The sequence below is a fragment of the Serratia sp. Nf2 genome (assembly GCF_003028435.1).
Lineage (GTDB): Bacteria > Pseudomonadota > Gammaproteobacteria > Enterobacterales > Enterobacteriaceae > Serratia > Serratia marcescens_L.
Genome location: NZ_PYTW01000006.1, coordinates 136224 through 149269, shown reverse-complemented (window position 1 = coordinate 149269; position 13046 = coordinate 136224). Strand labels below are relative to the sequence as shown.

The following is a 13046-nucleotide window of genomic DNA, read 5'->3' as shown; positions in this document are numbered from 1 at the left end:
AGCTATGGCCTGCAGATAACGAGCGTGTAATGGGCCGGCTCATCGCCGGGAACATGGAAACGGGAAGCACCGAACAGGCGGTAGCGCAGACAATCGCCGGGCGACAGCCGGAAAACGCGCCCTTCCAGCGTCAGCTCCAGTTGCCCGGACAGCAGCCAGAGGTGATGCTCCAGCGCCGGAATCGACGGCAGGTCGTAATCGATCTGCGCGCCGGCATCGAGCCGGGCTTCGATAAACTCGGCCTTATACAGCGCGGCAGGCGGGGAAACGGAGCGACGGTGAAAACCGCTGGCGCGATCGATCCACACCGGCTGTTGCGGTGGCCGCAGCAGCTCCGGCGGTTCGTCTTCGATTTCGCTCAGCAGGCGCGACATGGTCAACCCGTAGGCGGCGCACAGCCGGTTCAGCAGCGACGCCGTCGGGCTGGTTTCGGCGCGCTCCACCCGTGAGAGCGTCGCCCGGCTCAGGCCGGTGCGCTGCGCCAGTGCCTCCAGCGACCACCCCTGCTGCTGGCGCAAATCCGCCAACCGCTGCGCCAACTTCTGGTCGGCCGTCTCCAAACCGTTATCCATCGCTCACACTCCGTTATAAATCCCATATAAGAGAAATAATCTCAAAATAGAGATATGGCAAGCGAATTTTAAAAAATGCCGCGCAGCGCGATAAATATCAGCAGGCTCAGCAACACCACCGCCAGCATGTTGCGCAGAAAGAACGCCAATATCACCGCAAACACCGCCCCCCACAGGTAAGGATTATCCGGCGCGGCGCGCAGCTGGTCGCCGCTGAAGGCGACAATCGGCCCGCAAATTGCCGTCAGCACCGCCGGCACGGAAAAGCTCAGCAGGGTTTTGACGCGCGGCGATAACCGCAGCGGCAATCCCGGCGCCAAAAAGCAGTAGCGGTTGAAGAACACCACCAGCCCCATCAAGACTATCGTCAGCCAGATCATCGGCGCCCCCCGCTGCACAGCAGCCCGACCAGCATCGCCGCCACGGTGGCGATCACCAGTGCGCCCGGCGTCTGGAAATGGTGCAACACGATGGAAAGCAGCAGCGCGGTCAGCACGCAGGCCAACACCGGCAGGCTGCGCACCAGCGGCACCACGATGGCGATAAAGGTGGCGACGATGGAAAAATCCAGCCCATAACCGTCCAGATCCCCGGCGCTGCCGGTGGCTACGATGCCGAGCAGCGTGGAGAGAAACCAGCACAGGTAAAAGGTCAGCCCGGCGCCCAGCGCATACCAGCGGTCGAAACGCGCCGGCGCCTGTTCGCCGGTCAGCGCGAACAGCTCATCGGTGAGCAAGAATCCCAGCGCCAGCCGCCAGCGTAACGGCAGCGGCGCAATGCGCTCCCGCAGCCGCAGCGCATAGAGAAAATGCTGGGCGGTGACGAAAAAGGTCGACAGCAGGATCGCCAGCAGCCCGGCACCGCCCTTGATCATGCCCATCGCCACCAGCTGCGCCGCCCCGGCGAACACGATGGCCGACATGCCCAGCCCCTGCGCCGGCGTCAGGCCGTTTTGCAGGGCCATCGAGCCCGCCAGTATGCCCCACGGCACCACCGCCAGGCACAGCGGCAAGATCGCCACTCCCCCCTGCAGCGCGGGGCGCAGGCGGGCAGACGGCGGCGTGATGAGAGGGATTGAGTCAGTCATGGGCTTCTCCTTCGGTTGAAGAAGCCAGCTTACGGCGCAGGCGCACACGGGTATTGCACCCGATTGCCCGACTATTTCAGCGATTTGACGTAGTCGCCCGGCGTGATGCCCATCGACTTGCGAAAATGGCGGTGGAAATGGCTTTGATCGTGAAAACCGCAGCTCAGCGCGCTGTCCAGCACGCTGCTGCCGGCCTTCAGCATGCCGCGCGCCTTGCGCAGCCGCGCCTGAATTTGATAGGCGTGCGGCGGCAAACCGGTGGCCTGCTGAAACTGCCGCAGCAGGTAATAAGGGCTGAGCGCCACCCGCTCCGCCAGCTCCAGCAGCGAAATGTCCGCCTCGGGGAAATCGTCGAGAAAGGCTTTCACCCGCGCCACCTGGCTTTGCGCCCGGCTCTGCGGCGTGGGATCGATGCGGCTTTTACCGTGCCGCAGCATCAGCCAGGTCAGCGCCGAGAACACCATGGTCTCTTTCATCAGCCGGTTCTCATCGCTGCGCAGCAGGCTGAACGCCATCCGCAGCTGGCCGGCCAGGCCGACGTCGTGCACCACCGGGTTGGGGAAATAAGGCGTCGCGCCAGCGCCGGTTTTCAGATCGCGCGACAAAAACGCCAGCAGCTCCGGCGTCGGGTACATCGCCTGATACGACCATCCCTCTTCGGTGGCGGAACTGCCGGTGTGGATGTCGTCGGCGTTGACCAGAATGATGCTGCCCAGCGGCGCCACGTGTTCGCCGCCGGTGCGGTAGAAGCGCTGGGCACCGTCATCGATAACGCCCACGCAGAAGCCTTCATGGCTGTGGCGCGAGAAGGTTTGGCGGCGGTAGGTGGCCTGCAGCACTTCCAGCCCGCCGAGATCGTCGACGTGCATGAAATGGGCCTGTTCCCGGGATGCTTTGCGCGCTATGCCTTCCGCCTTCATCTTGCCTACCTCCGCTGAATGAGCGCCATTCTAGCACTCGCGCGAGGGCGGGTTTTGTACAAAATTGCCCGTCTCGGCGCCCGGCGGCGCGATCGCCGCGCAGCGCCAGGCGCTGAATACCGCCAGCAGCGGCGCCAGCGCGAACGTCAGGAACAGCCAACGCGCCGCCGACGCTGCGCCCGCCGCGCCGCCCGGATCGTTCAGCCCCGCCAGATTGGCGATCATCCCGGCCAGCGCCGCACCGAATGCGGTGGCGAACAGCTGCACCGTGGTAATCGAAGCGCCGGCGATGTCTTTGTCCGCTTCTGGCGCCACCTGCAAAATGCGCGTCAGCAGGTGCGGCCAGCCGAAGCCGATGCCGAATCCCACCAGCAACAGCGCAATGACGATCGGCGCCAGCGCCTGCCAATGGCCGCCGGACGGCACCGGCATCAGGATCGCCAGCGCCAGCAGCCCCACCAGCACAAACAGCGGCCCGCTGACGATCGCCCGGCGAATGCCCGCCCCACGCCAACCGGAGCTGAGGATCTCGGACAGCGTCCAGCCGGCGGCCATGGCGGCGGCGATATAACCGGAGATCAGCGGCGACTGGCCGTGCAGCAGCTGCAGGAAATAAGGCACGAAGATCTCGCTGGTCATGCCGATCACCAGCAACGCGGTCGTGATGTAGAGCGCCGCCAGCGATGAGCCGCGCCGCAGTGCGCCGTGCGGCAACAGGCGGGCCCTCGAGTGCGCTTCACGCTTCAGCAACCAGGCCATCAGCAGCAGCGAGAGCGCGATGCCCGCCAGGTTGATCCAGGCGCTGTGCGCCAGGCTGCCGGCGGACACCACCAGCACCGCCACGGTCAGCAACAGCAGCTGCGCGGTCGGCAACGGCGCAGCCGCCTGCTGCGCTTTGCCCTTGGGCAGGATCAGGAAGGTAAACGCGGCGTACAGCGCCATGATCGGCAGCAGAATGCCGAAGGCCCAGCGCCAGGCGTTCAGCTCGGCGAAAATACCGCCTACCGCCGGCCCCACCAGGGTGGCGATGCCCCACATCGCCGAGATGAGCGCCATGGCGCGCGGCCACAATCGCTGCTCGAACACCAGGTTGATCATCGCGTAGGAGAGCGCAAAGATCAGGCCGCCGCCGAAGCCCTGCACCGTGCGGCCGATCAGCATTACCGGCATGCTCGGCGCCAGCGCGCACAGCGCCGCCCCGGCGATGAAAAACAGCGAAGCCACCAGATAGGCGCTGCGCGCGCCGTAGCCGCTGAGCAGCCGGGCCGACAGCGCGGAACCGAGGATCGACGCCACCACGAACAGCGTGGTGTTCCAGGCGTAGAGATCCAGCCCGCCGATATCCTGCACCACCGAGGGCAGAATGGTGGTGGCGACCAGAATATTGATGGCATGCAGCGCTACGCCGAGCGAAAGCGCGATCGCACTGGCCGCATTTTTGCCGGAGAAAAGGTCGCTCCAGCGGCTATCGTCATGGGTTATCACGGTTGTCGTCCTGTTTTCAGAGGAATGGCATTGAGTTGATCATAAGATTGCGTTAAATTTAACAAGAGTTATCTTGGAATAAGTTAGGGCGAGGCGGAGAAATATGTCAAGAATAAACTTGGAAAATAGCGGCGGCACCGCACAATCGGTCAGTGACCGCTTGCTGACGCTATTGAAAACCCGCGGCCCGCAGCAAGCTTCTGACGCAGGAAAGGTGCTCGGCACCACCGGTGAGGCGGCCCGCCAGCAGTTCGTCAAGCTGGCGAAAGAGGGGCTGGTCGAAGCGGTGGCGGAAACGCGCGGCGTGGGCCGCCCGGTGCAGCTGTGGCATTTGACCTCGGCCGGCAACGCACGCTTTCCCGACACCCATGCGGATCTGACGGTGCAGCTGCTGCGCACCGTGCGCGACAAGCTGGGCGAACAGGCGCTCGACGTGCTGATCGAGACCCGCGAGCAGGAAAACCGCATCAACTACAAGCAGGCGATGATCGGCGCCACCGATCTGCGCGAACGCGTGGCGCGGCTCACCGAAATCCGCTGCCGCGAAGGGTATATGGCCGAATGGCGCCAGGAGGAGGACGGCGCCTATCTGCTGGTGGAAAATCACTGCCCGATCTGCGCCGCCGCCACCGTCTGCCAGGGCTTCTGCCGGGCGGAGCTGAGCATCTTTACCGAAGTACTGCAGGCACAGGTGGAGCGCGCCGAACACATTCTGGCCGGCTCGCGCCGCTGCGCCTACCGCATTTCGCTCCTGTAACACCGGTTTTTGCCCACGTTTTCAACCGGTACAGATTATTCTGCTTGTGCACCCCGCACCTTCCCTTCTAAGGTTGAATTAACGAACATTCAGGCAAACGGCGGGCCTCGCGTCCGCTCTGGCAAATCCGTCGGCGCTAAGCGCGCAGCGGCAGAGTAACCCCACGGGAGTTGAACGATGAAGAAGCCGCATGCCGGATTCTGGCTGGCGACGCTGGGACTGGGCGTTTGCTGGCTGCTGGCGCTGCTGACTCGCGATCGGCTCAATGGCATACTGCTGGCCGGCGCGGCGCTGGCGCTGATCTTTACCCCTGCCGCCCGCCGAAAAGGCGCGGCCCTGGCGGCCCTGGGCGGCATCGGCATGGATGGGCTGTGGAGCTACAGCGGCGTGCTGCACTACAGCGGGGAACACGGCCTGCCGCTCTGGGCCCTCGCACTGTGGATCGGCTTCGGCTGTTGGTGGTATTGGCTGCTGGACGTGGTCAGAGCGGCCCCCTGGCCACTGGCGGTGCTGGGCGCCGCCGTCGGCCCCTTCGCCTACGCCGTGTCCTGGAAGCTGGACGTGTTGCTGCCCGGCGTGCCGCCGGAGTTCATGCTGCTGCTGCTGGCCATCGGCTGGTCGATTTACCTGCCGGCCGTCAGCTGGCTGCAGTGGAAACGACGGGGCAGCTGAACGGCGGCCGGCGGCCGGGAAAAATAATGCCGAAAGCCATTGCTTATCCGCTGCCCGATCGGGTTTACTGAGCATTCTAATAATAATCATCCCTGCAAAACACAATCCCTATGCTTAGCCAACCAAGCCGTCGCGTCCTGCCGTTGATCGGGGCGTTGTTCACGTTATATATCGTTTGGGGTTCCACCTATTTCGTCATTCGCCTCGGCGTCGCGCAGTGGCCGCCGCTGATGATGGCCGGCATTCGCTTTCTGACCGCCGGCATCGTGCTGTTCAGCTTCCTGGCCTGGCGCGGCCATGCGCTGCCGACGCCGAAGCAGTGGCTGGCCGCCGGCGCCATTGGCATTCTGCTGCTGGCGGTAGGCAACGGCCTGGTGACGGTGGCGGAACACCAAGATGTGCCGTCCGGCATCGCCGCGGTGATGGTGGCGACGGTGCCGCTGTTCACCCTCTGCTTCAGCCTGCTGTGGGGCATGCGCAATTCCAAACTGGAATGGGCCGGCATCGCGCTCGGGCTGGTGGGCATCGTGCTGCTCAACACCGGCAACAACCTGGTGGGCAACCCGACCGGCGCGCTGCTCATTTTGCTGGCGTCGGCCAGCTGGGCCTTCGGGTCGGTATTGGGATCGCGCATCTCGCTGCCGGCCGGGCCGATGGCCGGCGCGGCGGAGATGCTGGTCGCCGGCGTGGTGTTATTGGTCGCCAGCCAACTGAGCGGCGAGCACCTGACGCAGATGCCGAGCACCAGCGGCTTTCTGGCGCTGGGGTATCTGATCGTCTTCGGCTCGATGCTGGCGATCAGCGCCTATATGTTTTTGTTGAAGAACGTGCGCCCAGCGGTCGCCACCAGCTACGCCTACGTCAACCCGGTGGTGGCGGTGCTGCTCGGCATCGGCTTTGCCGGCGAATCGCTGGCGCCGCGCGAGTGGCTGGCGCTGGCGATCATCGTGGCGGCGGTGGTACTGGTGACGCTGGGGAAATACCTGTTCGCCCGCCCGGCCCGCGTGCAGGCCATCGACAGTGAACGGTAGCGATCGCAAAGGGCGGTCTGCGGGTCGCCGTTAAAAACGATTCTTGTTTCACCCGGCGAAGGGGCTATAATTCCCGCTGTTCCAAGCAACCTGCGAAATTATTCCTATGCTGAAAAAAGCGTTCGTCATCGTCATCGCCCTGTGCGCCTTTGGTTCTCTGGGCGGCGTATTCCTCGCCGGGCTGAACATCTACACCCGTTCCACCACCCCGCACGAAGAAAGCGCGCCTGCCGGGGATGCCGCCGCCACGCCGGCGCAAACCGAAACCCTTCAGGCCAAGTGATCGTCCATCCAACGCTGGCAGCGCTGCTGTAAAAAGCGCTGCAGCTGCCTGACGCGTTCCGACACCTGCGAGCGATGCGGGCAGACCAGATTGATCGGCACCGCGTCGCTGCGCCATTCCGGCAACAGTTGCACCAGCCGCCCGGCGCGAATATCCGCCGCCACGTCGATCGCCGACTTGCGCACCACGCCGTGGCCGGCCAGCGCCCAGCGCCGCGCCACCTCACCGTCATCGGTAAAATAGCTGCCGTTCAGCGGCACTTCGACCAGCTCCTCACCGCGCCATAGCCGCCATTCCACCTGCCGTTTGCCGCTGGGCTGATACACCAGAATGCTGTGCCGGGCCAGATCGGCCGGCGTTTGCGGCACGCCATGCCGCCGCAGGTAATCCGGGCTGGCGCAAATCAGCCGCCGGTGCTGCGGCAAGATCGGCAGCGCCACCAGCGAAGAGTCGGCCAACGGCCCGAAACGCAACGCCACGTCCACCGGTTCGCGGAACAGATCGGCCTGCCGATCGTTGATCAGGAGCTGCAGCTGAATATGCGGATGCTGTTGCCGGAATTCGTCCAGCCAGCCCAAGAGCAGATTACGGCCGAAATCCGACGGCGCGGAAATCTGCAGCACCCCAGACAGCCCCTGATGCTTTTCGCGGATCGCCTGCTCCCCTTCGGCCAACGCACCCAGCGCCAGGCGCGCGCTGTCGAGATAGCGGGCGCCCTCCTCCGTCAACCGCAGGCTGCGGGTGGAACGCACCAGCAGCCGCGCGCCCAGCTGCTGCTCCAGCCTTTTCACCGCAATGCTGGCCGCCGCCGGCGTCATATCCAGCGCGCGCGCCGCGGCGGAAAAACTGCCGCCGTCCACCGTGCGGACAAACACCTCGAGATCGACAAATGAGGTCATGCATTTCCCTTCTTGGAGAGCCGGTTTCACGGCGTAACGGATTGACGATAAAACGCCCAATTGTTATGATTAGATCATAATAAATGGAGCTTTGATCAATGGATGAACACAACGGACTGGACTACATCCTTAGCCTGCATGGCACGCGGGTCAATCGTGAAGATGGCTATTGGTGGAAAATCGAGGCCTGGACGGTGACCCAAACCGCCTTTATCCCTCACGGCATCCGTTACAATTTGACCCTGCACGATAACCACAATACCCGGGTTTTTGGCATAGACAACGCGCATGCCATTAAAACCCCTCGCAAAGGAAAATTTTCAGGCCGCGTCGTTTACGATCATCAACATGATTCCCCGACGGACAAAGGCTCACCCTACGAGTTTTATTCCGCCTATCAGTTGGTGGAGGATTTTTTTACCCGGATAGATGAAGTCATACGCAAGAGAGAAAATCGAGGTTGATGATGAAAGCACTGATTGGCGTGATGCCTGAAGAACTGATTCGCAAGCGCATACTGGCGATCGCGAAAGGGGAATACCAGCCTCAGGAACGTGAACCCAAAGTCTGGTTCACGTCGATGATTGCGCTGGCCCAGGTGCTCAGCAACGAGAATATCGCCCTGCTGCGTCTTATCGACACCGCTCGCCCCGAGACCATCAGCCAACTGGCCGAACTGTCTGGTCGCCAGGTCAGCAACCTGTCGACCACGCTGAAAACACTGAACGGGCACGGCCTGGTGGCACTGGAAAAACAGGGGCGTTCGGTAAAACCCCGGGCGCTGTTTACCGACTTCGAAATTATCGTGGATCAGAAGTTAAATGCCCGCTTTAGCGCCGCGTGATCTTTAAAATTCATTAACAAGTGTTTGTCAGTAAGGCCGATTGTTAGGTCATTTTCAATCAGGAAAGATAGATCCCGTTGAAACTTACCCTAAAAGAGGCCTTAGCATGACGATTCCCGATTCCCCACTGAAACGACAAAAACTGGTGATCCTGGGCGGCACCAGCGGCATTGGCGCCGCGGTGGCCTACGCAGCGGCGGCGCGCGGCGCTGAAGTGGTGCTGGCTTCGCGCCGCCTGCCCCACGCCAAGGAGAAGAACGACGCGCTGCGCCTGATGCAGGCCGACCTGACCGATGAAGCGTCGCTGCGCGCGCTGTTTGCCGCCGTCGGCGATTTCGATCATCTGGTGATCACCGCCGGGCCGCTGGTGGCAGCGAAGCCGCTGGCGGAGACCGCCTTTGAACAGGCGCAGACCGACTTCAACGTCAAATTCTGGGGAAGCTTGCGCGCGGTGCAGGCTGCGCTGCCGACGCTGTCGCCGCAGGGCTCCATCACCCTGACTTCCGGCCAGCTGTCGCGTAAATACCTCGGCGGTCAGCTGGTCAAAACCGCCATCAACGCCGCACTGGAAGCGGCCGGCAAGCAGCTGGCGAAGGAGCTGGCACCGCGGCGGGTGAACGTGGTCAGCCCCGGCATCACCGCCACCGAAGCCTACGACGGCATGAGCGCCGCGCAGCGTCAGGCGCTGTTCGAACGGGTTGGCGGCAGCCTGCCGGTCGGCAGGGTCGGCCAGGCGGCCGACGTCGCGGCGGGTTACCTGCTGGCGATGGAGAACGGCTTCGTGACCGGCAGCGTGATCGACATCGACGGCGGCGGCCTGTTGTAACGGCAGCTAGAGCGCCGTTACACCCTGCGCGGTGGCCTGCTGTTCCAGCACGGTGATAATCTGGTAGGCCGAACGCGGCACCAGGCTGAAATCGCCGATCAGCAGGCGGTCGCTGACCGCCTCATCCAGCATCGCCCGGGCGCCGGCGCGCAGGATTTCCACCTGTTCCGGCGGCGTGCCTGCCGCTGTGATCAGCGGCAGGCCGGGCACCGCCGCCGTGCGGCCGATGATTTTCAGCCCCTCCAGCGCCTGCGGCTGCGCGCGGCGCAGCAGTTCCATGCTGATCGAATCGATGGCGGCGATATCCGCCTGCCCGCTGCGGATCAGCTTCAGCGACTGATAATGCGCGCCGGAAGCGATAGCCGTACCAAAGAATTTCCCGTCCTGCGCCAGCGGCGCGATCAGCGCGCGCAGGCCATTGTAGCCGGACTGGGAATCGGTGCTGTTATAGGCCACCGTCCGACCGCGAAAATCCGCCAGCCGTTCGCCGGGATCGCCCGCGCGCACCACCAGCCAGCTGCGGTAATTCGGCCCGTCGCACCCTTCAACCCGGTAATGGTAGGTGCCGATCAGCTGCACCTGCGACAGGGTGCTGACCAACGGATAACCGCAGGTTTGGCTGAGCAACAGATCGTCGCGCCGCCAGTGCTGCGCCAGATCGTCCGGCCAGCTGAGCCGTTCCGGCGCCGCCGGCAACCCCAGCCGCAGCAGCTTGCCACGCAATACCTGCCAGAAGGATTCGGCCTGCTCCCGGCCAACGCCGTACATCGGTAGAGACACCTGCATCATTTCCCCCTTACCCCGCCGGAGTGGTCGCCAGCGTCTGCTGGCGCCAGGCGGTGAGATAACGCACCCAACGTTCGAACAGCATATCGGTGATAATAGCCAACAACGCCACCACCGCCGCGCCCTGGATCACATAGGCGGTGTTAAACCCGCTCAGGCCGATGATGATCGGCGAGCCGAGGGTCTTGGTGCCGACGGTGGAAGCGATGGCCGCCGTGCCGATGTTGATGATCACCGACGTGCGGATCCCGGCGACGATCACCGGCGCCGCCAGCGGCAATTCGACCCGCCACAGAATTTGCCAGGCGCTCATCCCCACGCCGCGGGCAATCTCGCGCGTGGCGGGCGGCACCGATTCGATGCCCGCCAGCGTGCCCTGCAGGATCGGCAGCAGGCCGTACAGCACGAGCGCAATGATCGCCGGCTGTTCGCTGAAGCCCATCACCGGCACCGCTACCGCCAGCACCGCCACCGGCGGGAAGGTCTGCCCCACCGCCACCACCGTTTCCACCAGCGAACGAAACTCCCGGCCGCTGCGCCGGGTGACGGCCACGCCGGCCGCCACGCCGAGAGCCACCGCGATCAGGCTGGAGATCGCCACCAGCGACAGGTGCGCCCCCACCAGCGCGATAAAGCTGTCCTGCTGATAAATGGGCCGCTCCAGATCGGGGAACCAGGCGGCGAACAGGCCGCGCAGATGATCCATGCCGAACACCAGCGCCAACAGCAGCGCCAGCGTCCAGGGCAGCGGATCGCGCAGCAGGCGCCAGACGCGCCCGCTCATGACAGCGCCTGCCCGGCGATCAGATCGTTGAAGTGCAACACCCCCAACGCTTCACCCCGTTCATCCACCACCGGCAGGCAGTCGCTGCCGCGCGCCACAAACACCGACAGCGCCTCGCGCAGGCTCATGGCGGCGGCGATCGGCTCGCCTTCGGCGGCGCCGGGCCGCACCCGCTCCGCCACCGTCCCCAGCGACAGCAGCTTGATGCCGCGATCGCTGCGCCCGAAGAAATCCCGCACGAAGTCGTTGGCCGGCGCGGTCAGCAGCGCCAGCGGCGTGCCCTGTTGCACCACCCGCCCCTGATCGAGCAGCACCAGGCGGTCCGCCAAGCCCAGCGCTTCATCGATGTCGTGCGTCACCAGCACGATGGTGCGGCCGGAGAGCTGATGAATGCGCGCGATCTCCGCCTGTAGCGCCGCACGGGTGACCGGATCCAGCGCGCCGAACGGTTCGTCCATCAGCAACACCTCGGGATCGGCGGCCAGTGCACGCGCTACCCCGACCCGCTGCTGCTGCCCGCCGGACAGCTGGTGCGGATAGCGGCGACGAAACAGATCCGGCTCCAGATGCAACAGCTCCAACAGTTCGGTCACCCGCTCGCGAATGCGCGCGCGCGGCCATTTCAGCAGCTGCGGCACGGTGGCGATGTTCTCCTCCACCGTCCAGTGCGGAAACAGGCCGATCGACTGGATCGCATAGCCCATGCGCCGCCGCAGATCCTGCGGTTTGAACGACTGGATCTCTGCGCCGGCAAAGAGAATCTTGCCCCGATCGTGTTCGATCAGGCGATTGATCATTTTTAACGTCGTGGACTTGCCGGAACCCGAGGTGCCGATCAACACGGTGAATTCGCCTTCGGCGATGTGCAGCGTGAGATCGTCTACCGCCGGCTTGCCCTGAAAAATTTTGCTGACTTGCTCAAAGTGAATCATCGGCGCGATACGTCCAGGATTGAAACCCAAAATTTAAATAGCGAATCGACGATGACCGCCATCATGACCACCGGGATCACCCCCAGCAGAACCAGATCCAGCGCGCTGCTGAGCAGCCCCTGGAACACGATGGCGCCAAAGCCGCCGGCGCCGATCAGCGCCGCCACCACCGCCATGCCGACGGTTTGCACCGCCAGGATGCGCACGCCGGTCAGGAACAGCGGCAGCGCCAACGGCAGCTGCACGCGCAGGAAGATCTGCCCGCGCGTCAGCCCCATGCCGGTGGCGGATTCGATCACCCCGGCCGGCACGCTTTGCAGCCCCGCCACCACGCTGCGCACCAGCGGCAACAGCGCGTACAGCACCAGCGCCACGATCGCCGGCGCCATGCCGATGCCGCTGACGCCGTGCTCCGCCAGCCAGGGCACCGCCGTCGCCAGCCCCGCCAATGGCGCGATCAGCAGGCCGAACAGCGCGATGGACGGCACGGTCTGGATAATGTTCAGCGCGGAGAAAATCGGCCGCTGCCAGCGTTCGGAGCGAAAACACAGCACCCCGAGCGGCACGCCGATCGCCAGCGCCGGCGCCATCGTCGCCAGCAGAATCGTCAGGTGCTGCAGCAGCGCGGCGTCAAACACCTCCTGGCGATTGTGGTACTCCTTCAGCAGCGACAGCTGATCGAGCTGATGCCCGAACAACAGCAGCGCCGGCGGCACCAGCACCAGCGCGTTGCCGAGCATGCGCCACAGGTGCGACGCGGTGATGCGCGCCATGGCGTCGGCGGCGATCAGCAGGCTCAGCGCCATCGTCAGCCAGCATCCGCTGCCCCAGGAGGTGCGCGCCAGGCGCGATCCCTCTTGCGCCAGGCGTTCGGCGGCCTGCCCGCTGATCCAGAAAGCCAGCGTCAGCACCCCACAGGCGGCCAGCGCCGCCAGCAGCGCCCGCCACCGCGTCGGCGGCAACAGGCTGAGGATCGCCAACGCCGCCAGCGGCAACAGCAGCCACAGCGCCGGGCCGTGCAGCAGGGAGAACAAGGAGAGACTTTTGCCCGACAACAGGCGATTGGGGGCATAACTGAGGAACGGCAGGCCGAAAGCGGCCAGCAGCAACAGCATGAACAGCGTCAACAAGACGCGATGTTTTACGACGATAGTCAAAGAAACGCTCC

At 64.4% G+C, this 13046-nt stretch carries 17 protein-coding genes; 7 read left to right on the top strand and 10 right to left on the bottom strand.

Features of this window, described 5'->3' with window-relative positions; translation table 11 throughout:
- Positions 1-2 precede the first annotated feature (2 nt).
- The 5 genes from C9411_RS15150 to C9411_RS15130 form a co-directional block, all read right to left on the bottom strand.
- Complete coding sequence (locus C9411_RS15150) at positions 3-572, bottom strand: helix-turn-helix domain-containing protein (RefSeq protein ID WP_063988792.1); 570 nt, start codon at positions 570-572, stop codon at positions 3-5.
- Between the two features lie 68 nt (positions 573-640).
- The gene (locus C9411_RS15145; protein WP_038880577.1) at positions 641-952 is read right to left on the bottom strand and encodes an AzlD domain-containing protein; all 312 of its coding nucleotides are present in this window, start codon (positions 950-952) and stop codon (positions 641-643) included.
- Positions 949-1659: an AzlC family ABC transporter permease gene (locus C9411_RS15140; protein WP_063988791.1), complete on the bottom strand. Its 711-nt coding sequence runs from the start codon at positions 1657-1659 to the stop codon at positions 949-951. The genes C9411_RS15145 and C9411_RS15140 overlap by 4 nt, the downstream gene beginning before the upstream one ends.
- A 71-nt stretch (positions 1660-1730) precedes the next feature.
- The gene (locus C9411_RS15135; protein WP_107227389.1) at positions 1731-2579 is read right to left on the bottom strand and encodes an AraC family transcriptional regulator; all 849 of its coding nucleotides are present in this window, start codon (positions 2577-2579) and stop codon (positions 1731-1733) included.
- Between the two features lie 30 nt (positions 2580-2609).
- Positions 2610-4064 carry an MFS transporter gene (locus tag C9411_RS15130; RefSeq protein ID WP_063988790.1) on the bottom strand — a complete coding sequence of 485 codons (1455 nt, stop codon included), beginning with the start codon at positions 4062-4064 and terminating at the stop codon, positions 2610-2612.
- Positions 4065-4167: 103 nt separating this feature from the next.
- Between C9411_RS15130 and C9411_RS15125 the strand changes: the two genes are divergently transcribed.
- The 4 genes from C9411_RS15125 (at position 4168) to C9411_RS25840 (ending at position 6807) form a co-directional block, all read left to right on the top strand.
- Entirely contained in the window at positions 4168-4821 is a 654-nt protein-coding gene (locus C9411_RS15125; protein ID WP_063988789.1) for a metalloregulator ArsR/SmtB family transcription factor, read from the top strand.
- A 177-nt stretch (positions 4822-4998) separates the two neighbouring features.
- Positions 4999-5493: a DUF2878 domain-containing protein gene (locus C9411_RS15120; protein ID WP_107227388.1), complete on the top strand. Its 495-nt coding sequence runs from the start codon at positions 4999-5001 to the stop codon at positions 5491-5493.
- A gap of 110 nt (positions 5494-5603) precedes the next feature.
- Positions 5604-6524, top strand: a complete 921-nt coding sequence (gene yedA, locus C9411_RS15115) for a drug/metabolite exporter YedA (protein ID WP_063988787.1) — start codon at positions 5604-5606, stop codon at positions 6522-6524.
- Positions 6525-6630: 106 nt separating this feature from the next.
- A complete protein-coding gene (locus C9411_RS25840) occupies positions 6631-6807 on the top strand; it encodes a hypothetical protein (RefSeq protein ID WP_016928550.1) in 177 nt (58 codons plus the stop codon).
- Here the strand turns inward: C9411_RS25840 and C9411_RS15110 are convergent.
- A complete protein-coding gene (locus C9411_RS15110; protein WP_107227387.1) occupies positions 6795-7706 on the bottom strand; it encodes a LysR family transcriptional regulator in 912 nt (303 codons plus the stop codon). The genes C9411_RS25840 and C9411_RS15110 overlap by 13 nt on opposite strands.
- Positions 7707-7804: 98 nt before the next feature.
- Here C9411_RS15110 and C9411_RS15105 point away from each other — a divergent pair, with 98 nt between their 5' ends.
- The 3 genes from C9411_RS15105 to C9411_RS15095 all read left to right on the top strand — a co-directional run bounded on the left by C9411_RS15105 (position 7805) and on the right by C9411_RS15095 (position 9376).
- Complete coding sequence (locus tag C9411_RS15105; RefSeq protein ID WP_107227386.1) at positions 7805-8170, top strand: DUF6516 family protein; 366 nt, start codon at positions 7805-7807, stop codon at positions 8168-8170.
- 2 nt (positions 8171-8172) lie between these two features.
- Positions 8173-8550 carry a MarR family transcriptional regulator gene (locus tag C9411_RS15100; protein WP_063988874.1) on the top strand — a complete coding sequence of 126 codons (378 nt, stop codon included), beginning with the start codon at positions 8173-8175 and terminating at the stop codon, positions 8548-8550.
- A 106-nt stretch (positions 8551-8656) separates the two neighbouring features.
- Positions 8657-9376, top strand: a complete 720-nt coding sequence (locus C9411_RS15095; protein ID WP_107227385.1) for an SDR family oxidoreductase — start codon at positions 8657-8659, stop codon at positions 9374-9376.
- Positions 9377-9382: 6 nt separating this feature from the next.
- On the opposite strand, the gene C9411_RS15090 is transcribed toward C9411_RS15095, so the two are convergent.
- The 4 genes from C9411_RS15090 to C9411_RS15075 are packed head-to-tail and all read right to left on the bottom strand — an operon-like array spanning position 9383 to position 13029.
- Entirely contained in the window at positions 9383-10144 is a 762-nt protein-coding gene (locus C9411_RS15090; RefSeq protein ID WP_107227384.1) for a phosphate/phosphite/phosphonate ABC transporter substrate-binding protein, read from the bottom strand.
- A 28-nt stretch (positions 10145-10172) separates the two neighbouring features.
- Complete coding sequence (locus tag C9411_RS15085; protein ID WP_048233049.1) at positions 10173-10946, bottom strand: ABC transporter permease; 774 nt, start codon at positions 10944-10946, stop codon at positions 10173-10175.
- The gene (locus tag C9411_RS15080; RefSeq protein WP_107227383.1) at positions 10943-11878 is read right to left on the bottom strand and encodes an ABC transporter ATP-binding protein; all 936 of its coding nucleotides are present in this window, start codon (positions 11876-11878) and stop codon (positions 10943-10945) included. The genes C9411_RS15085 and C9411_RS15080 overlap by 4 nt, the downstream gene beginning before the upstream one ends.
- Entirely contained in the window at positions 11875-13029 is a 1155-nt protein-coding gene (locus C9411_RS15075; protein WP_304574453.1) for an ABC transporter permease, read from the bottom strand. Before C9411_RS15075 ends, C9411_RS15080 begins: the two co-directional genes overlap by 4 nt.
- Positions 13030-13046 lie beyond the last annotated feature (17 nt).